We start from the raw sequence: 22,827 nt of genomic DNA, 5'->3' as shown, positions 1-22,827 counted from the left end.
CAGATTATCTATCTCAATTTTAAATATTTCACAATATATACATTTAATTTGTGAGATAAACAAGCAAAGCTATAACCAACGCACAAACTTCTTGATATACCAGTTCTTCACGAACTGCGTCAAAATGCAATAAGAGAGCAAAATTCCAATCAGCCAGGGGAAATAGCTCAAAGGAAGAGCTGTCAATCCGATGGAACGCCCGAAAGCGGTGAAAGGAATAAGAATACCTATTGCCATGATTAAGAAGGTCAGTCCCATCACAGGCCATGTGGCACGGCTTTGTATGAACGGTATCTTGCGGGTACGTATCATGTGGACAATCAATGTCTGTGATAACAAACCTTCCACAAACCATCCGGTTTGAAACAGTGTCTGATGTTCGGGGCTGTTGCAGCTAAATACGTACCACATGACCAGATATGTTATAATATCAAAGATAGAACTGATGGGACCTACATAAATCATAAAACGACTTAGATCGGACGCATCCCATTTACGGGGTTTCTTCAGGAACTCCGGGTCCATACGGTCAAAAGGAATGGTGGTCTGCGATATGTCATACAATAAGTTCTGGATCAATAGATGTATCGGCATCATGGGCAGAAACGGCAGGAATGCACTGGCAAACATCACACTGAACATATTACCAAAATTGGAACTGGCAGTCATCTTTATGTACTTATTGATATTGCCGAATGTCTTTCTTCCTTCGAGTACCCCATCTTCCAATACCATCAAATCTTTTTCCAACAAGATAATATCTGCGCTTTCTTTTGCTATATCCACAGCAGAGTCGACTGATATACCAATGTCCGACTGACGCAATGCACCTGCATCATTGATTCCATCTCCCAAAAAACCTACCGTATTTCCTTGTTCCTGCAACAGAGAGATGATTTGTGTCTTCTGCAGCGGTGTCAGTTTTGAAAATAAAGTGGTATGTTTTACCGCTTCTTTCAATGCTGTTTCGTCCATATTCTCTATTTCTATCCCGGTAAGAAAATGACTGGTATCAATACCTACCTGCCGGGCAATAGCTTTCACTACGATATCATTATCTCCCGATAGAATTTTCACTGCTACTCCATGCGCATATAACTGTTCAATGGCTTCGGCAGCAGAAGGTTTCGGAGGATCAAGAAAAGCAAGATACCCGATCAGTACCATTTCTTTTTCATCTTCGATGGCGAAATTACAATCTTTCTCGATAAAACTTTTTTGGGAGACTGCCAACACTCTCATCCCCTGCTGATTCATTTCTTCACTAATCATCTTTGCCTTGATTTTCAAAGCATCAGTCAAAGGATGAATCTGCCCGTTGAACTCGGCATAGGAACAGACATCGAGAACCTCTTCTACTGCTCCTTTAGTGATGATTTGCCGTTTCCCCTGCCTGTCTTCTATTACAACAGACATTCTTCTGCGTGTAAAGTCGAAAGGTATTTCATCCACTTTGGTGTAGTCATTCTTTAAATGTTCCAGACTCAAATCTCTTACATGAGAAAGAATCGCTTTATCCATCAGGTTCCTTAAACCGGTTTGGAAATAACTGTTAAAGTACGCATGACGAAGAATACGTTTACTGTTATCATCACTGCCATCCGCATTGATATATTTCTCCAATACAATTTTATCGCAGGTCAATGTACCGGTTTTGTCAGTGCAGAGTATGTCCATCGCTCCAAAATTCTGAATGGCATTGAGATTCTTTACGATTGTTTTCTTTTTGGACATGGCTATCGCTCCTTTGGAAAGGTTGGCAGTCACAATCATCGGTAACATTTCCGGGGTAAGACCAACCGCAACGGATATGGCGAATATGAAGGCCTCAAACCAATCCCCTTTCGTAAAGCCATTCACGAAAAATACAAATGGAACCATAACCAGCATGAAGCGAATCAATAAAAAGCTAACCTTACTTATGCCTTTATCAAAAGCTGTAGTAGCACGATGCCCCACCAGACTCCTTGCGATTGTACCCAAATATGTTTTGTTCCCTGTTTCAAAGACAATCCCTTTTGCTGCTCCACTAATCACATTGGAACCCATATAACAAATATTGTCCAACTCGGTAACGCTTCCTTTTCGATACTGTTGCCCCTGTATCTCCGGAAACTTTTCTATCGGTTCGGATTCACCTGTCAATGAAGCCTGGCTGATGAACAAGTCTTTTGAGTCGATGATCCGAATATCAGCGGGAACCATGTCTCCGGCTGCCAAATACACTATATCTCCCGGAACGAGTTCCGTTATATCGATTTCTTCTTCCTGTTCACCGGCACGTTTGGCAAGACAAGTGTTTTTTACCATTTTCATTAAAGAATCCGTAGCTTCACTTGCTCTCCATTCCTGCCAAAAACGCAGGATAGCACTGAACAGTACCATGGATGAGATGATGATGACTCCCGTCCATTCTTGTTCTCCGGGTTCAGCCATCAGTACATCCAGAAACAAGGATATAATGGCAAGTCCGGTCAGAACACCAATGAAAGGATTGATAAAGGTTTTGATAAATAGTATAAACGGATTCTTTTTCTGTTCATGTACCACTTCGTTTCTTCCATAAACGGACTGTCGTTCCTGCACTTCTCCCAGCGTTAATCCCAGCTTTGTTGTCTGCAAGTATGAATAGATTAACTTACCAGGTTGTGTGGCAACCAAAAATACTTTTTCTGAATTGAATGTGTACTGTGATGAACGCAGTTTTTTCTTCCATACCATAATCTCTAATTTTTTAAGTTACTAACTGCATTTGTTAATTCGATGCAAAAGTAAGGAGGACTTCACGAAGAAGCTGTTAGAGAATGATTAGAGTGGTATTAGAAAACGATTAGAATTTCTTAGATATGCGGGAGTCTCACCACAAAGGTAGTGCCTTCATTCTTATGGGAAGATACGGTGAGATCACCTTTGTGAAGGTGAATAATCTTCTGTGTCAAGGTCATGCCTATACCATTCCCGGAAGCTATATTTTTGTTTTCTCCACGATAAAACAGTTTGAACAGGTGTTCCTTATCCGTATCAGACATGCCTACCCCGTTATCAGACAAGCGAATGACGGCCCATTGCTCCCAATAGGCTATCAGGACTGATGAAGTCCGGTTCGAAGAATACTTGCAGTTATTCTCCACCAAATTTACAAAGGCAGTAGTCAGCAAATAGCTGTTTCCGATAACTGTCAGTACATTATCCTCTTCGGCTTCCTGCTCGAATACTAATTCGATGTGATAATCCGGATGGGCTTTTAAGACTAGTTTTCTGGCATCCAGCAACAGTTCGTCCAGACGGACTTCTTCCATTGTTATTTGTTCCGACTGATAGTCGGCTTTTGCCAGGTTCAATAATCCGTCAATCAGATTAACAATCCGATGGGAATCTTGCAGTGCATTGCCGATAGCTGTCTGATATTGCTCAGAGGTTCGTTCTTTCAATAAAGCTAAATCCAGTTCGGCTATAAGGGCTGCCATGGGGGTACGCAATTCATGAGATACATTACTGACAAACATCTTTTGCGAGTTGAAAGACTTTTCCAGACGTTCCAGCAAAGCATTGAATGTTGTACTCAATTCTCCCAGTTCATCTTGTTTGTTTTTTACGGGTAATCTTTTATCAATATGTGATGCTGTGATTTTCTCCGCTTCTTTCACTATGTTACGTATCGGTTTTAAAGTGCTTCGCGACAGGATATAACCTACAACCACCAATACACTCAATCCTCCGATAAATAATAGAACAAGCATATTTCTTAAGGCATCCCGGTTGGCGTATCCATAACCGTCGTAGGCCGCGGCAGTAACAACATAGTCTTTGCCTTCAAACGGATATATCAGTCCTATTGCCTGATATTCATCCACGTAGAAATTGATGTTTTTCCGCTGCAAAATACGCTTTATCATCTCCGGTGTTTCCTTGATAATATCATTTTGCAGAGCATCGTGATATAATATTTTAAAATCTGTTGTATAGACAGCAACCTCTACTTCATTAATAAACTTCTGATTGTTCAGGTAAATAGACTGCATGGTTTGAGCATCTACTTGATTTTTAAGGAATAAATGTGCTTTGGTTATAGCTTCACTTTGAAGATTACGAAAGAAAGCATTGCTACGCGAATGTTCACTTACATAGTAGACAGCCATTACAAACACGAAAAATACCGCAGCTGTAAGCCCTGCATATTGTAGAGTCAACGTTGTCCTGATCTTCATAATTTATCAGTCAGTATGAAACCCATTCCGGCTTTGGTATGAATAAGTTTCGGTTCAAAATCCCGGTCTATCTTTTTGCGGAGATAGTTGATATATACATCTATAAAATTCGTTCCTGTATCAAAATGGGTATTCCATACTTTCTCCGCTATTTCAACCCTGCTCAATACTCTTTCAGCATTTTCTACCATATATAACAACAGGTTGTATTCTTTAGGAGAAAGTTTAATGGATATACCATTCCGTTCTACGTCTTTCCGTTGAAGATCAATACGTAAATCTGCATAAACAAGTTCCTGTGGTAATTCCTGTGCATTACCTGCCACACGTTTCAACAGCACTTTGATTCTAGCATTTAACTCTCTGAAATCAAAAGGTTTCACCATGTAATCGTCTGCACCGGCGTCGAAGCCGTCCAGTTTATCGTTCGTCGATCCTAATGCCGTCAACATCAATATAGGAATATTGGGATTGGTTTTGCGAATTTCTTTCGCCAGTTCAAATCCGTCCATCTTAGGCAGAACGATGTCAGATATAACCAGATCGAATGTATGCGTTTGAAAAAGCCGTAACCCCATCAATCCGTCATAAGCCACCATTGTCTGATAGCCATTTTCCTCCAGTCCGTTCATCAGCAAACTTGCAACCCGGGGTTCATCTTCTATAATTAGTATTGTGTACATAGGAAAGAATTCATTAATCTGAATGTATAAAACGAAACAAAAATAATGATTATTCCCCACTTATAGCCTTTTTCCTTGAAAAATCGGTGAGAAGGCTAAATAAAAAAGGTATCCAACGCAATGTGGATACCTTTATATGATTCATTTACATAAATCGGAAAATGACTCGTCCGGTTTGTGGACCATTTACCCATTTCGGTTGTGAAGAGGGACCACACAAATCGGTGGAGTTTACTTTATTACGTACCGGAGGAATTACGTTCAGGACAGAGATTCCGCTTTCGGGAAGGGTATAAAGCAAACGGTCGCGGCCATCACGAGGCTGATATACTCCGATATACGCGTCGGGAGTTTCGTTTGTCAGACTGATAGTACCTTCTTTCGTTTGGATATTCATCCAGGAAACATCACCAAAGTATCCTTTGAATTCGGGATATGTGAAAGTCTCGCCTGGAATAGGATCGTTATAGTCGTTCTCCCATACATCGTATTGTGTACCGTGAATACGGTTTTGCCATACACGATAAGGTCCGGCACCCAGCCAGCGTTTGCTGATTACCTGATCTTCAGGATAGTCGAAACGAATACCCATCAAGTCTACGACACCGGAGAAATTGTAGGTATAATCCAAAGCCAATTCCCCACTCGGGTTAATTGTCCATTGGGCTTTATCCAGATTGCCCAGTTTATAATTGGCGGTAACAACCAGATCACCTCCGTCTTCTTTCACATCCAGTTTCGTAAATACGGCAGCATCAGGGAATTCACTGTATGTACGGTCTTTTTCTTTTGCTTTCTCATCATCATGGTTATAGAACTGATCCAATGAGCGGTCTGCACGACGGGCTCCAATGAAACGGGGACCATTGGCGAAGTTAATCTTACGGTTATCTACAGATACCCCTTTCAGTTGTCCGTCTTTCTTTGAGAAAATGAATGTACGCTTATTCGCTTTCACAGTAAGATCATTTTCTGTCTCTGTATAAGTAGGACGACTGGACAAGGGAGAAAGCTGTTCAGTCTGCTGATTCAGTTTGTTGACCGGGAAAGTCCAGCGCCAAAGTTCATGACCGTATAGATCGATTGCTGTCAGGAAAAGGGCGTCTGCATTGGGGAGAATATTTGTTTTTATATCCAAAATGCCTGCCGAGTGAGCAACTACGTCACTGCCTTGCACTTCACCCTCTTTCAACACTTGAGCAGCAGCATTGGAAGCATCTGTTGCCAGCGGGAATTTTACTTGCTTCCAAAGGAAACGGCAAGTATTCAGATTCAGATAATCATAACGGTTTTCTACAGAGAATTTGCCATCAAATTGCTTGTCGATAGAAGTATTCATTATCTGTACCGGACTCCATAACTGCTTGATAGTGTAGTAGCTACCCTCCTTTTCATGATGTGGTCCTACAATACCGTCTGCTCCAAAATTTCCTTGGTTATCAATGAATCCGTCCATATCTACACGCTTCACACCTTCGTCTGCCAATACCCAAAGGAAGCCACCGATACAACGGGGATGCTTGCGCATCATTTCCCAATAATCATATAATCCGGCACCATGGCCGCCATCGTACAAACCATGTAAGAATTCTGTAGGCATAAAGATTTCCGGTAAGCGCATGTAGTTCTGGCTTTCTCCATAAGAGCGGTAATGCATTGTTTCAAAACCGGAGAAATTACCTTGTGGGTGAATAACCGGACGTTTCTGCGGATCGTATTTATGAAACTCTCCATCCAGTTCGGTATTCCATCCTTTTTCATTACCATTACTCCACCAAATAATAGACGGGTGATTCACGTCACGTTCTATCATACCTTCAATCAGACGTACTCCGGTGGGAGTATCATACTTGCCATGCCAGCCTCCCAATTCATCCATCACATAAAGTCCAAGAGAATCACAGGCTTCCAAAAATTCCGGGTCAGCCGGATAGTGGCTCAAACGGACAGAATTCATATTCATGCTTTTCATCAAAAGAACGTCTTCGATATTCTTCTTTTTACTCAACGTACGTCCACTTTCAGGACGGAAACTATGGCGATTGACACCACGTACATTGATACGTACTCCGTTTATATAAAGTCCGTCGCTTTCGCGTACTTCAATCGTACGGAAACCAAAATTTTCTGTTTCACTATGCAAAACCTTACCGGTCTTATCCAATAGAGAGAATTGCGCTTTATAAAGATTCGGAGTTTCCGCTGTCCATAATGCGGGGTTAGATACATTCAGTTGCAGGGAAGTCCAGTCGCCTCCTGCTTTTACGGGTACGGTGGTTTCCGTTATCTTTTTCCCTTTTTTATCTAAAATCTGTGTACGGATGCTCATTCCGTCATTAGAGATATTTGTGTAGCAGTTGGCACGGAAAGTTCCATCCATCTTTGCGTCAATGGCAATGTGCCGCAGGTTTACGGCTGGTTTCACCTCCAGGAATACCGGACGGAAGATACCGCCAAAATTCCAATAATCAGCACGACGTTCGGCAAGGTTCACACTGGCATTTTCACTTTCTTTGGCAACAGTGACTTCCAGTAAATTTTTCTTGCCATATTTCAGGAAATCCGTGACGTTGTATGAAAAACGATAGAAGGCTCCCTGATGTTTGGAACCAACTTTGCGTCCGTTCACTTTTACTTCCGTATCTGTCATTGAAGCTTCGAATACAAGATTGACCTGTTTGCCGCGAAACTTTTCCGGAACTTCAAATTCGTACTTATACATACCTTTTTCATCGGCAACGCCTTCAGGAAATGGCTTTCCATAGAAAGTGATCCCATACTGATAAGTGCCGAAGCCTTGCAATTCCCAACAGGAAGGTACACCGATTTTCATCCATTTGCCGGAATTGCGTCCGTCGGTACAAAAGAAGTCCCATTCAACCATATCGTCGCATCCGTGACCGGAGAGGTATTGCCTTTCCGTTTGTGGAAGGTTTTGAGCAGCTAGGGTAGTTGCCAACGCTAAGGTCGATAATAAAGTGGTTACTTTTTTCATTGTTACTTTTATAATTGTGTTAGTTATTTATTGCTATCATTGTTTACTACTGATGCGGAGATGCAGAGTCTGTTCTTTTTTCTCTATGGCATATTTCTTCAATACACCCGGTCCGCAACTACTGTTTCCTAATCCAAGTACAGCAGCATCCATATTAAGAATGACTTCCGCACGTGGTTTTAAATTACAATCGTGAGTTTCTTCATAGATGTCCTGTACAGTGTAATGCAGGGCAGATGCAGAAAATGCGTTTTCTACTGCGTCAACACGAATACCTTTATTCTGTTTGTCGGTCAGGGTAAGATAATGCACTTCCTCTTTGTTTCCACTGTCCTGCGGACGTGGATAATGTACGTATTGTTCTGCAACGCTTCCTTTCCAAAGCCCCATCATAGCAGATGTTTTGCGGTCAGGATAGTTATCCTGCGGTCCTCTGCCATACCAGGTAAATGTATTATAAGCAGGCGCCAGGCAGAATGCGATTCCTAAACGGGGAATTTCAGGAAGAACTCCTTGTGGCAAGAAAGTAGTTTTCAGATCAATCGTTCCATCTGAAAAGACCGTATAGACAGAAGTCGTCACCACTTTTCCTTCTTTATATAAATTACTTGTTTGAATCCGGACAATGACCGCCCCGTCTGCACGTTCTTCATGGTGGAAAGATTCCAAATTTATCTGCGGATGATCCATTCCATGCAATTTCCAGTCTTTAGCCAACCAGTTTCCGAAGCTCTTGTCATTATCTGTCGGAGCACGGAAAACCTGAGTGACGGGCTGAACCGGAAAATCATCGGAGTGAGCCAATATTTCTTTGTCCTTATATATAAGGGAAGTCATACTTCCGTTCACTTTCTTTTCCCACTGAACAGAAAAACCGCGCCCACTAATCGATAAAGATTTATCATCCTCTTTCACCTGAAGCGCTCCTTTATTAATCAGATCAGCAGAGGCTAAATCTCCCTTCTGCAAGCAGAATTGTTCCCAGGTCACTTCATGTCCTGCCTTTGCCCAAAGAGCATCCGATTTCAAAACAATGCTTACTTTCAGTTGGCAATCGGAAAGAGTTTTTATCCGGTCTTTCTTTGTCTTGTCACTCAAAGAACTGCTACTTTTCAATGAACGGAAAGTAGGCAAATCGATTGTTTTACTTTCTCCTGGAGCTATTTCCGGCAATGTAATTTCTCCCTGTTCCTTCTGTTTTCCATCTATGGATACAGTCCATAGACAACGATAGGAAGACAAGTCGATGTGATGATTCCGGTTCGTCACTTTCAGCTTTCCTTTTTCCATTTTCAGCTCAACCGGTGCATATACTTTTTTTACCTCCCAATATTTAGGCGTAGTTTCACGGTCACTCATCAGTAATCCATTAAAGCAGAAAGCTTTTAAATTCGGCTTATCGCCAAAGTCACCGCCGTAAGCCACCATGGTACGGCCATCGGGTAATGTCTTGTAGATTCCCTGATCTACCCAATCCCATATAAAGCCACCCAGCATACGGGGATTGCTATATATTTCATCCCAATATTCCTTGAAATTTCCTAATGCATTCCCCATGGAATGCGCATATTCACTCGTCATTACCGGCCGGTCGTCATTGGTACGCTCCGCAATCTCCAGCAACCGTTCCCAGCGTGCATTTTCAGCACGTTCCTTGTCTTCTCCCTCTGCAATGCCGGGATTTAAGTATTCCTGTTTCACCCGGGTATAAAAGCGGCTGATAACATCGACCGTCTTCGGGTCAGGATTTGCGTCCACTCCCTGCGCCCCCTCATAGTGTACAGGGCGAGTGGGATCGAAATCATGCAGCCATGCCGAAATAGCAGCGAAGTTCGGTCCATAACCGCTTTCGTTTCCCATACTCCACATTACAATACATGGATAATTCTTATCACGTTCCGCCATACGGACCGCACGGTCCATAAATGCCGCATGCCAGTCGGGGGTACTTGCGAGTGTTCCACGTAATCCGTGTTCTTCTATATCCGCTTCGTCCATCACGTACAATCCCAAGCTGTCACATAGCTCGTACCAACGGCTGACATTGGGGTAATGGCTGGTGCGTACCGCATTTATATTTGCCTGCTTCATTAAAAGAATATCCTGAAGCATTCGTTCTTCACTCATGACACGTGCCGTCCGTGGATCATGCTCGTGGCGGTTCACTCCACGAAAACGAACCGGATTACCATTCACTAACAGTTGTCCTTTTTTGATTTCTACAGAGCGGAAGCCTACGGCCTGTTCTATCTGTTCTACGACTTTTCCTTCTTCATTTTGGAGAGTTAAGTGTAATTTATAAAGATAGGGTGTTTCTGCCGTCCATCTTTCCGGCGATTTTATAATGGCTGACAAACGTCCCATTTTACGCGGACCACGCTGCGGATACCATTCATTCATCCGGCTTGCTTTATGTTCCAAATCAAGAATATCTTCCACATCGCCTTTCAATGTGGCAACTTCTTTGCCTGAAGCATTCTTCAGTATTCCCTGTAAGATATACCCTTTTCCGGTCATCCCTCTATATACACTGAATTGTGGATCAATCTGCAAAATAAAGTCTTTATAATCACTAGCAGATGCAGGAAGAGTGCGTACTGCATAATCACGGACATGAATATCCGGTGTATGTATCAGATGAATACTACGATGAATACCACCAAAACGCCAGAAGTCCTGATCTTCCAGATAAGAACCGTCACTATACCGGTAGACTTCCAGTGAAATCTGATTTTCTCCGGATTTCAGATACTTCGTGACATTAAATTCACTCGGTTCCATACTGCCTTGGCTATACCCTACCCGCTCACCGTTGACCCAAACATAAAACGCACTCATCACACCTTCAAAGCGTAGAAAAGTCTGTCCGTTTGCTTCCCATCCGGCTGGCAAAACAAAGGTACGACGATATTGCCCTACCGGGTTTCGTTCTTTATACGTGGTATAGTCAGTTTTCGGTTCTCCCATCACTCGTGGGGGATCTATTTTGAACGGATAACCTGCTGAAACATAGATAGGCGTGCCATATCCGTTCACTTCCCAGTTGGCGGGAACAGGAAAATCCGTCCAATCTTTATCATCAAAATTGATCTGATAAAAATTCAATACTCTTTCATTGGGAACGGGAGTCCAACGAAATTTCCAGGTTCCGTCTAAAGAGATTGAGCAGTCTCCTTTCTGTACAGAGAAAGGGGTAAAAGCGGCTCTTGCCGGTTCACGGTTGATCTGAAGGACATGATGATTCTCCCAATCATGCATTGTTTGTGCCTGTATAGGACTTACAAACAATACGCCAAGCAGTAAAGTATATATTCTCATTCGTTCTTTTTTCTTCATATTAAGTAGACGGACGAAGGGGCATTTTGTACCCCTTTCTTTTACATAAATATTAAAGAACAATAGAAGGAATAACACTCTATGAAGAAAAGCTTTACCTTGTGGCATATAATTACTTCTAATATTATTATGATGAAAAAACTACTATTTAGTAGCCTTGTTTATTAAGTAGCCTTGTTTCACAAGCACAACACGAGTATACAATTCAAGGTTTACCAATAAGGGAGAAATACTGGCTTTGTATGACAGACTAAACGAAGAGCAGAAAGCTTCCATTGAAGGACAAGAAATCAGGGTTAATCTCTTTCCTCCTAAAACGGTGAAGGAAGGAGATGATATGGCAGATGCCGATCTTTTTGATTTAGATGGAAAAATTCATCATTTGGCTGATTTCAAAGGGAAATATATGTTACTTGATTTCTGGAGTAGCGGTTGTGGTCCCTGTATCATGGCTTTGCCCGAAATGAAAGAGATTCAAGAGCTGTATAAAGATGCGTAGATATTTGGATGTGCCCAAACGCGAGATGAGTATTACCCAAAACACGAATAGAAAAGTTGTTAATTATCCAAGTTTTGAATCGACCAATACTGATATTCTTGAAGTGAAGCAGATTGAATTGACTGATACAGCCACTATCGTTCACTTCTATGCATATCATATACCCCACTACTGGATACAAGTAAGTGCAAATGCCAAATTAGTAGACGAGCAAGGTGTATCATATACATTACAAAAAGCTGACGGCATTACCCCTGGTGAGCATTTCTTTCTGCCTGAAAGTGGAGAAGCCGAATTTTCCCTAACTTTCAAGCCATTACCTCTCAATACAAAATTATTCAATTTCACAGAAGGAACAGCCAAAAACGACTGGCAAATAAATGGGATAAAACTTTTTAAATAAATAAAAACGGGACACTTGGAAGTATGTATAACTCTTCAATGTCCCGTTTTTATTTATTGAATATCCAACGCGTCAAAAGCAATTCCGTCCATATTTTCTGCAGAAAGTAATACTTTATAATGTCCGGCATTGATAAAGGTTCCGGTAGTGGTGCTCATCATCTTCCATTTATCCGGTGTCTCCGGGAAGTTCAATACATCCTCTTTCAATATTACTCCCTTTGAATCAATGAATTTCATCAAAACAGGTATTGGTTTTCCGGTAGTGTTCATATATTTAAAACGAAGCGCGTACACTTGTGCCAATCCGGTAGAAACATTCCATTCAATGCTGTTGCCTTTTCCTTTACCAAAAAACACTCCCATCTGTTTGCGATGTTCTTTCTTTTGGAATTTGCCTCTCAGCACAGCTGTTTCCGCTTCGTATGATATACTGATACGGGCATTCTTGTCTTCCGGAAGCAACTCTTTCGGAGTCTTTTCCATCACTTCTTTATCCGCCTTTTCCCAACTCCAGCCGGACGCAGGGAATATCGTCGGTTTCAGTTTCTGATCTGTGCTGGCAATAGCAATGCCCGAAATCAAGGCTTGTCCTGCTTTCACTTCCGGAAAATGAATTTTCAACATTCCACCCTTCACTGTGGCATATACTATCTTCTTACAAACTCCGTCATGACCGCTTTCAGCCCAAATGTCCAAGTCGTCTAATACAACAGAATCATTCACAGCAACATCGAATATACGCAGCCCTTCACAGTCGGTAGAAGCGCTTCCGCCCGTACCATGCCAAGGTTCTGTGAAATACAGTTCAATACGATATGTTCCGTCTGCCACAGGGAAACGATATTCCAACTGATGACGTCCGAAGCGGAAATGTTGGAATACCGTCCAGTCACGGGTGCCACGAATCGGATCATTGGTGGTACGTTGACTGGCAAGATAAGGATTCAGATCCTTAAAATTCTCCGCCCATGAGCGGGAATAATTCGTATTGTCCTGCAACCACAACTGTCCGAAACTATCTGTATAATCATCCCCTCCACAGTTGAGACGATACAGATAATTATATCCTGCCTCTCCTTTCAATATCTTTTTATCATCCTGATAAAGAAGTTCGAAGTTAGGGGCTTGTTCCAAACCATTGAATACTATCAGGTCTTCTGCCACCGGCTTACCTTTGTAATACCCTACAGCACGAAGTATGTTATAACGAATATCCCGGTTTTCCCACATAAAATGAGTGCCTGTTCCGTTGTTCTTTTTACGTCCGAGGAAGGTTGTCTTTTCATTTGTCAGATCGTTGTATAGCAATACAGAATCACAATTGCTGTAAGCCTCGATGGTGGCACGGCGACGTCCTTTTTCAAAACGGTCGGTCCATGTATGTGATACCAGGTAAACCATCGGGTCTTTCGCAGCCGGAACATAGTTGGCACGATACATATAATATACGTCCAACGGTTCTTCCCACGGAGTAACCAATCCTTTATAATTGAACGGACCTACTTTATCTATCTTGCGATACGCTTCATCCGGCTGGCGACGTCCGGGATTATCATGACTGCTGTATATCCACTGGAATTGTCCGCAAACACTATCTTTAGCCTGTTCTGCCAAACGGATTTTAGTTTCCATCAGCTGACACATACGGTCTTCACTCCACACTCCGTTCACCTGGAAATCTCCCGGTTCCGTATGCAGGTCGATACTTCTCCACGCTCCATATTCCCCATTCAATAATTGGTTCGCTTGAGAGAGCTCACGACCATATTTTGTCACATCTCCTCCATACGTACCACTCCAATTTTGAATCACATTCCAGTCTGTACCTTCACCGCCATTACAGGTTGTTATGACACGCATTGTCTTGGCAGTCGGGTCCATCTCCCGGATAAGATCACTGCACTCCTGTGCGAACTCACGAGGCAAAGTGCTTTCATTCTGCAATCCCCACATCACCACTGACGGAGAATTACGACGTTCTTTCACCCATTGACGAAGCAATTTTTTAAAGTTCTCACGAAACTCCGGAGTGTCATACCACACGTGGGCAGAAAACTGTGTCCAAAACAAGATTCCCTCTTCATCCCAATACCTCTGATAATCGAGATGATGGGGCTGATGGGCATCCCGGAATGCATTGAAACCGGCTGCGCGTATCTGTTTTACCCTTGCAGCGACCTGTTCATTGCTGAACGCATGACTTTGTCCGAACTGATGTTCATACTCGCATACTCCATTGATAAACACCGGCTTTCCATTCAGGTAAAAACGTCCGTCTCCATCGTTTCGTTTTACCGGCCAGCTAATGGTACGAATACCGAAGGGTGTCGAAATTTCATCTGTCGTCTTCGTATCACGCTTAATCATGCTGGCTAATTTATAGAGATATGGATTTTCCGTATTCCACAAGACAGGATTCTCAACAGGAGCCTGTTGGCGGATAACTTTCATTTCTCCCGGAGCTAAAGTAACTTTCTCAACCAAACGGAAAACTTGTTTTCCATCAGCATTGCTTAGTTTATTGACCAACTCTACCGTTTCTGTTGTTTTACTATAATTCTTAACCTCTGTTTCAACAAATACGTTAGCGGCCTTTTCATCATTCCAAATATGTACACCAAAAGGTTCTATGCGAATCTCATCTGTTACTTCCAATACCACAGGACGGAAGATACCTAACGGCTGGGACCCCTCACTGAATCCCCATTCCGACGAACATCCTCCACATACCCAAGGCATATCGGCAATCATTTCAGGATGCTCTGCTTTCACTTCCAGGCGATTTACTCCCTGTTTTAATTCATCTGTGACATCCAAAGTCAACGTAGTGCGCCCTATGGGATGACGACCGAAGTCCTTTCCATTCACTGTAATGGTGGCGTATGTACCCACTCCATCAAAACGAAGGAAATACCGTTTCCCGGATTTTACATCCGCTGTGAAATCTTTCACATACATAGCCGTTCCATGCATGTTTCCATGTGTCAACTGGCGGTATCCATAATAATCGTCCCAATTATGAGGAATATTCACCGTTTTTGCAGGCATCATAAAATGACCTTTCAAATGAGTTGCCTCTGTAATCCAGGTTTTCCAACCCTCATTTAATGTCGTGATCTGCCGGCGATTCTTACTCTCCGGAGTCGGGAAACGGACAGCCGAACGTCCCATCGGCTTACTGGTAGCTATGGCAATGCCACGTTGCTCTGCATTGTTTACCGCACAATAGAAATGATAAACCACTCCATCATGTTTTACCACATAGCTCTTATGAGCAAACAGTTCATCGTAGTTCTTGGAAGGGATAATCAAGTCGGCTCCTTTCCAATCGGTCCAGTTCACCAAATCATAACTGGCAGCAAATGTATTGAATGCTTTATATTTACGCGAAGGTTCAAAAGCAGAGAAATAGAACATCACATATACATCTCCCATCTTTTGGATATGCGCATCTCCTGTAATGGTTCCATCAGCTTCATGCGCAAAGACCGGATTTCCGGAGTAGCGTTTCCATGTCTTCATATCTTTGGAAAGCGCAATGCCGACACGTTCGCCTTTTAAATCCGTTTCCGGATGACGGCCGCCCGCGTTGTAATACATCACAAACGGAGCTCCCAATGTTTTATCTTTATCCCAATAAACAGTACTCTTATATTGAGTCAGTTTTTCCCACCATTGGGCATCTTTATCATGGATGCTCAAAATCGGTTTGTCCAGAGATTCCCATTCATGTGCCGTAGAAATATCTTCTTTCGTCCATGCCAGTCCGACATAAAGCGGGGCTTTTACAGCTTCGTAGCCCGTTCCTTCACCACCGATATAAGTCATCCAATGGCGACCTTTATAAGTCTGAAGCTCATAGCTTCCACCCCATTCCATATCCGGTAATGCAGGAAATCCGCCACGCTGATTGCAGTCCCATTTTCCGTCCCGATAAGAAAGAACCCGTCCCAAAGTGCGCCATTCGAGTAGATTGTCACTTTCTGCTATCCACGTTTCGTAACCACGACCATCGGTTCCACCTTTACCGTTGTAAACCACATAAGTCATCAGCCACTTGTTCCCTTGGCGAAAAACGGTAGGACAATCAATCTTATGATAATTGTCTGCCGGGGCAACTGCAAGCCCGTATTTGTATGGTGTCTTTACTTCCTCGTAAATCTGCTCCATTCGTTGCTGCGGAACTTCCCGTTGCGCATATAGAGAGAAAGTGGTGGTTATACTAAAAACTGCCAACAATAACTTCTTCATGATACTTTTCGTCTATAATCATTAAATTAATGATCCGGTGTATCACTGTCTGTCTTAAGAAATGAAACAAACAGTTACACACCGGATTTATAATGAGATTAGTAAAACAACCAATCCATTGTCTCTTCATCCCCGGCAAGCCCGGCATTACGAACTTTCGTTTCCGCAGCCGTGAATCCCAGCACTTGCAGATAACCTTTGGGTAACATCAACGTATGCTTTCCAGCCGGAAAACTATATGCATGCACATTTGCCAAAGGCATTCCATTGATACGGACAGCATTCGTCAACACAGGTTCCGCCTGACCGTAATCATTGGCTGACGCATCGATTTCCAGTTTCGGAGCTTTTGCATATTTTTTCTGGTCGTCTTTGAAATAAGCGACTAACAGTTTCACCGGGGCATCCGTTTCGAAAGTGATGCTTGTGCCTTTCTCTCTCTGCTCATTTCCATTAAAGCGGAATGCCTTCATTCCTTTCAATTCCGGAGCTACTGCTTCTATCTTGCTTGGAACATCCACAAATAAAGAAGTCCCCTCATCCACTTTCACTGTCGGATAATTAGAGATCAGTTTCACGTTTGCAGGAGTCCAAGCAGTAATCTCGACAGTTTCAGTCACTGCATTTCCATTCTGTTTTTCTTTCAACAAAGCGAGGTTGGCTTTGAAATTCTCCAATTCCTTTTCATAGTGTACCAGCAATTCTTTCCAAGTCTTATTTTTTCCATCATCTCCACCGATAGGAATACGACGTTGGGCAGTCTGCATACTGTTGGCGTACAAGTAATGTTCGTCCGTCAGTTCCACCAATTTGCGATAGTGTTCCAGGCTTTGTTCCATCAAAGGAATAGCTTCTTCAAGATTCTTAATCTCTTTTCCCCATTGATAATCCAATACCAGTTTGGCAGCTTTCACTTTCAGGTTGAACGCATACGCAAACTCACGATAGCAATGCATATCATTCTGCAAACGTGCAAATTCATCCTTATTTGAAGAGACGGAACCTGCTGCTTTATCAATAGCCGCTACCGCTTTATCTCCATGTTCTATTGCTTGAGCAACAATATCCAAAGGCATTTCACCTACATGAGGTTGCTTTTTCCATTCTTTCTCTACATACTCTATCAGCTTCTCCCCTTCCGGTCCGCAGCTTTCATAGAATCCCGGATAGATCGTATATTTGTATGGATTGACAAGCTGGCTCATAAACATACCCAGTAATAACGTTTGGCGATTTCCTTCTGTGATACCGAAACGACGTAACAACTTCGGAGCAATCTCTCCGCTTTCTTCGTATGCTACACGGATATTGCTTGCATTTTCGTCAGAGGTTCCATAGAATTTGCCTAACTGATGGTTCCAGTAGCCCATCTCATCTGTACGGTCGCGATGGCAGTTCCACGCATAGCGTCCCCAGGTCTGATACCAGATCCAATCACGATCCAACTGGAATTCACGTTCATTGTTCGGTAATTTGTCAGCCGTATAAGGCCAGTCCCAATATGAAGCCTGCGGATAAAGGTGCAACGCATTGGCACCGTGTACATTGTGCATGGCAGTTACCGCCTTCTGAACGAAATCCGGAGAACCCCAGCGGAACGGTTCCAAATTTGCCAGGATATGTACGTTACTGATATGAATGGAACCCAACGAACTCAAATCCGTATGAATTTTCGACCAGGGACCACGAGGTTCGTATGTAGTCAACGATTCACCATTATACTTATGCATCGTATAAAGATTCTTATAGAGCGGCAAGGCAGCGTCCATCACCAGTTTGCAGTCCGTGTCGTGCGCACGCAACAAAAGAGGCGGTTCATCCGTACGTCCCAATGCCTGTAATCCGTCTTTCACTCCGGGAATAATTGTTTTTGTAAACCATTCCACATCGTCCTCCACTGTACACATCGCTTCACCCAGACAAACAAGTAATCCTACATTGGGATACTTCTCAATGAAAGCGGCAATACTCTTACGTGTATAATCGGCAATCAGAGGAGTTATAGGACGGTTACGGTCCTGAGTTTTCAAACCGTAATGTTCTGCAAACGGTTTGGAAAGAATGATATTATAAAACATCTGTATTACAAAGATACCGCGCTTGTCTGCTTCTTCTGTGAGGAAAGAGAACATTTCTTCATTCATTTTGAATGTTTCTTCATCTACTTCCAGTGCAAACGGATAATCTTCCAGTTTCACCAATGACGCAAACGGATGGCCATTCCAAAGGTACAGTGAATTCATGCGGTTGGCAACCAGCATATCCAAGTATTTAATCCACTGTTCTTTATCATAAAACCAAGGGAAACTTTCCGGCGTATACGGATATTCGTACACACCATGTCCCGGCAGGTAGGTCATCTTCTGTAATCCTACACATGCACCACGCAATACCATTTCAGGACCGTCTTTCAGTTCCTCCGGGAAGTTCAATTTACCATCCGAATCATTCACACGGTCGATCAGTTCACGGCATCCGTAAATGACACCACTTCCATCCTTGCCGGACACTCTGGTCAGATTGCCCGTCGTCGAAATATGAAAACCTTCTTTCTTGAGTGTCGTGTCATTTACTTCCGTCAACAGAATCGTTTTGATTTCAGTATCGGAGAATGTAGTGTCTCCCTGTTGCATTATTACCTGATAACCGGCTTTATCCAAGGTAGTCTGTAACTGCTCCGCACCAAACAGAACACGATTTGACGCATCCGGCGGAGTCATAATCTTCACGGTTTGCCTGCCACACGCTGCTAAAAAAAGTGTGCATGCCGCAAACATGAATAATCTGGTATTTTTCATTCTTCTGATATATATTATAGATTATATAATTCACTTCTTCACTAAGAGAAAGACGAAATAATCCCCTGTTTGTACTCATTCGTCTCTTTTTCCACTTTTCAGCACCAAATTTCCACTTTCATCCTGCTGTGATATGCAAACGCCTCATTATTTAAAAGTTATGCTTATCTTTGTCGGCTAGCGTCTTATAATATAAAACAGAAAACAAGAGCAAACAATATGAAAGAACAAACAAATTATGACTATGAAAAATACGTTCAGATAGCACAAATGGCCAAAATGGGATGGTGGGAGTCAGATTTGAAGAATAAAGAATATATCTGCTCTGACTTTATTGTTGACTTACTCGGCCTTGAAAGTAACCGCATCAGTTTCACCGAATTCCACCAAAGAATACGTGAAGACCACCGATCGCGTCTTAAAAATGAATACATGTCTCTCTCTAATCTGGAGACATACGAACAAATGTTCCCAGTCCGGGCAAAAGACGGGGAAATCTGGGTGTATTCTAGAATTAAGATTCAGAAACCCGATAAAGAGGGATATAAAAATATGATCGGTTACCTTCAATGTATAGATAGGCCTATTGAGCGTTCAAATGATAACATTAATTTTCTTCAGGTAAACAGTCTGCTCTATCAACAAAACAGCATTTCTTATTCATTGCTTGCTTTCTTACAATGCGATGATATACCACAAGTCATTAACCGGATATTAGGAGACATACTCAAACAATTCAAAGGAGACCGTACTTATATCGTCGAAATAGATAGAAAGAAACAGGTACAGAATTGTATGTATGAAGCAACGGCTGAAGGAGTGTCCGAAGAACGGGATAATCTACAAAATATACTTTGGGATGACTCTTTCTGGTGGAACCGCCAGATCGCGGACAGAAAATCTATCATCTTGAATACATTGGATGAAATGCCTTCAGAGGCGCAGGAATACCGTAATCTTTTAGAAGCCCAGAATATTAAATCACTGATGGCTGTTCCCCTCATAGCGAAAGATGAAGTGTGGGGATATATGGGTGTTGACATGGTCAGCGTATGCCGTAGTTGGAGTAATGTCGATCTTCAGTGGTTTTCTTCTTTGGCTAACATCATCAGTATTTGCATTGAATTACGAAAATCCGAGTTACAGGCCAAAGAAGATCGTCTTGCTTTGGACAACAGTGAAAAGATCATGAGAAACATCTACAAGAATCTTCCGGCAGGTGTCGAACTTTATGACGAAGATGGTTATTTGGTAGACATTAATGATAAAGAACTTGAAATATTCGGTTTATCAGATAAAAGCAAAGCTTTGGGAATCAACATGTTCGACAATCCGAATATTCCTTTAGAGATAAAAGAAAAGTTGAAAGCAAAGGAAAATGTAGATTTTTCCATCAATTATGATTTCTCAAAAATAAACCGGTATATAGACACTCATAAGAAAGGGATTATCAATCTTACTACAAAAGTGACCTCTCTCTATGATTCTCAAAATCAGTTTATCAACCATTTATTTATCAATATAGATACGACGGAAACAGCCAATGCATATACCAAGATACAGGAGTTTGAGAATCTGTTTCTTCTAATCGGTGATTACGCCAAGGTAGGATTTGCTCATTTCAATGTATTGACAAGAGACGGGTATGCCCAAGATACATGGTACAGAAATTTGGGAGAGAAAGAAGGTATTCCCATGCCACAGGTTATCGGAGTATATGCACATGTGGTTCCTGAAGATCAAGCTGTTCTGAAAAACTTTGTACGCGAAGTGAAAGAGGGAAAAGCAACCAGTTTGCGTAAAGAAGTTCGTGTATGCAGGGAGAATGGTAAATATACATGGACCAGCATTAATGTTATGGTCAGAGATTATCGTCCGCAAGACGGCATTATTGAGATGTTGTGTATCAATTATGACATCACGCCATTGAAAGAGACTGAACAGAAATTGATTATTGCCCGTGATAAAGCGGAAGAACTGGATCGTCTGAAGTCGGCTTTCCTGGCTAACATGAGTCATGAGATCCGTACTCCTCTCAATGCTATTGTCGGCTTTTCCAGTCTTCTGGCAGAAACGGATAGCAGAAGCGAACGGCAGGAATACATTAAGATTGTGCAAGAGAATAATGAACTTCTTTTGCAACTGATCTCGGACATTCTCGATCTTTCGAAAATCGAAGCGGGAACATTCAATTTTGTATACACCAATGTAGATGTTAATGAGACTTGTTCTGAAATTATCAAATCAATGGGCATGAAAGTAGGTAAAGGTGTTGAACTGATTTTGGAGGAACCATTCCCTGAATGTTATATCTATACGGATAAAAACAGATTCACTCAAGTGATCAGTAACTTTATAAATAACGCATTAAAGTTCACCCGACAAGGTAGTATCACCCTGGGATATGAACAAGTATCTCATCAGAAAATAAAATTCTATGTGCGCGACACCGGAATGGGAATACCGGAAGAAAAGCAAAAGAGCGTATTTGAACGTTTTGTGAAGCTGAATACTTTTGTTCAGGGTACAGGACTCGGACTTTCTATCTGCAAAAGCATTGTTTCCCAAATGGGAGGAGAAATTGGCGTGGATTCGACCGAAGGAGTAGGCTCCTGCTTCTGGTTTACACATCCGTACCACGCTGCTGATTAGACTGACTATATATGAAAGGGAGGATTCGATAAATGATGGTTAATACTTATAATAACGAATAACTTCCAATAAGGAAAAAGAATTGTATCTTTGCATTCTATTATCATCATAGTTATGCAAAAGTATATAGAAACACCCCGTCTGATTCTCCGAGACTGGAAAGAAGAAGACATCCCGTTTTTTGCCCGTATGAATGCCGATCCGAATGTGATGGAGTTTTTTCTTAATTCATTGTCATTGGAAGAATCATTTGCCTTTTATCAGCGTATTCAAAATGAATTCCAAACCTGTGGCTTTGGTTTGTATGCCGTAGAACGAAAAGAAGATCATGCTTTTATGGGCTATACCGGACTACATCAGATTACATTTGATGTAGACTTTGCTCCAGGCATAGAAATAGGCTGGCGGTTAGCATACGAATATTGGGGACAGGGTTATGCTCCTGAAGCTGCAAATGCATGCTTGGAGTATACGCGCAATACAACGGATATAAAAGAACTCTTTTCTTTTACTTCCCTTCTCAACCAACGGTCAGAACGTGTAATGCAGAAAATAGGAATGGAACGGATGAAGGAATTCGATCATCCGCTTGTCCCCAGTGAGCATCCGTTGTGCAGACATGTATTGTATCACATCAAATTTTAAAAAGCTATTGACTTTCCTCTTTTAATTTCGTATATTTGTAATAACCAATTAGCTGACAACAGATATGATATATACAAAAATAAAGACATAAAGAGATTTTTTAGAAACATAAATATGTTTCTAAAAGAATAGAAACGAGGTGAAATCTATGCAGATTTCACCTCGTTTTGTTTAATATATTCGTACCTACTTAGTGAATTATCCCGAATATTGTTTATTATAAATGTAAGACCCGTTTATAATAAACTGTTTCATTATTTATTAAAAATGCAAAATGAGTTTATTAGCATCCTGTATAATAAAAAGAAAACAGTTTAAGAGTAAGAATAGTACGAATACAATATTCACGAATATA

The 22,827-nt window shown here is 41.9% G+C and carries 9 protein-coding genes and 1 pseudogene; 3 read left to right on the top strand and 7 right to left on the bottom strand.

The window, feature by feature from the left end; genetic code table 11:
• Positions 1-69: 69 nt before the first annotated feature.
• From mgtA to GD631_RS15130, 5 genes are all read right to left on the bottom strand, one after another.
• Positions 70-2,721, bottom strand: coding sequence for a magnesium-translocating P-type ATPase (gene mgtA / locus GD631_RS15150; RefSeq protein WP_143260164.1), 2,652 nt, complete (start codon positions 2,719-2,721; stop codon positions 70-72).
• Between the two features lie 119 nt (positions 2,722-2,840).
• Entirely contained in the window at positions 2,841-4,208 is a 1,368-nt protein-coding gene (locus GD631_RS15145) for a sensor histidine kinase (protein ID WP_143260163.1), read from the bottom strand.
• Positions 4,205-4,891, bottom strand: coding sequence for a response regulator transcription factor (locus GD631_RS15140; protein ID WP_120079976.1), 687 nt, complete (start codon positions 4,889-4,891; stop codon positions 4,205-4,207). The genes GD631_RS15145 and GD631_RS15140 overlap by 4 nt, the downstream gene beginning before the upstream one ends.
• A gap of 145 nt (positions 4,892-5,036) precedes the next feature.
• The gene (locus GD631_RS15135) at positions 5,037-7,886 is read right to left on the bottom strand and encodes a glycoside hydrolase family 2 TIM barrel-domain containing protein (protein ID WP_143260162.1); all 2,850 of its coding nucleotides are present in this window, start codon (positions 7,884-7,886) and stop codon (positions 5,037-5,039) included.
• A gap of 36 nt (positions 7,887-7,922) precedes the next feature.
• On the bottom strand, positions 7,923-11,204 hold the full coding sequence (locus tag GD631_RS15130) for a glycoside hydrolase family 2 TIM barrel-domain containing protein (RefSeq protein WP_455423525.1): 3,282 nt from the start codon (positions 11,202-11,204) through the stop codon (positions 7,923-7,925).
• Positions 11,205-11,421: 217 nt separating this feature from the next.
• Here GD631_RS15130 and GD631_RS15125 point away from each other — a divergent pair.
• Positions 11,422-12,124: pseudogene (locus GD631_RS15125) on the top strand (TlpA family protein disulfide reductase); the annotation flags it as partial.
• A gap of 53 nt (positions 12,125-12,177) precedes the next feature.
• Here the strand turns inward: GD631_RS15125 and GD631_RS15120 are convergent.
• Positions 12,178-16,377, bottom strand: coding sequence for a beta-d-glucuronidase/beta-L-arabinofuranosidase (locus GD631_RS15120; protein WP_143260160.1), 4,200 nt, complete (start codon positions 16,375-16,377; stop codon positions 12,178-12,180).
• 98 nt (positions 16,378-16,475) lie between these two features.
• A complete protein-coding gene (locus tag GD631_RS15115) occupies positions 16,476-19,175 on the bottom strand; it encodes an alpha-d-galacturonidase (protein WP_185911485.1) in 2,700 nt (899 codons plus the stop codon).
• Positions 19,176-19,394: 219 nt separating this feature from the next.
• Here GD631_RS15115 and GD631_RS15110 point away from each other — a divergent pair, with 219 nt between their 5' ends.
• Positions 19,395-21,827: a sensor histidine kinase gene (locus GD631_RS15110; RefSeq protein ID WP_143260159.1), complete on the top strand. Its 2,433-nt coding sequence runs from the start codon at positions 19,395-19,397 to the stop codon at positions 21,825-21,827.
• 114 nt (positions 21,828-21,941) lie between these two features.
• The gene (locus GD631_RS15105; protein WP_143260158.1) at positions 21,942-22,472 is read left to right on the top strand and encodes a GNAT family N-acetyltransferase; all 531 of its coding nucleotides are present in this window, start codon (positions 21,942-21,944) and stop codon (positions 22,470-22,472) included.
• Positions 22,473-22,827: the final 355 nt, after the last annotated feature.

This window comes from Bacteroides luhongzhouii (assembly GCF_009193295.2).
Taxonomy (GTDB): domain Bacteria; phylum Bacteroidota; class Bacteroidia; order Bacteroidales; family Bacteroidaceae; genus Bacteroides; species Bacteroides luhongzhouii.
This window is presented reverse-complemented; position numbering and strand designations above follow the sequence as displayed.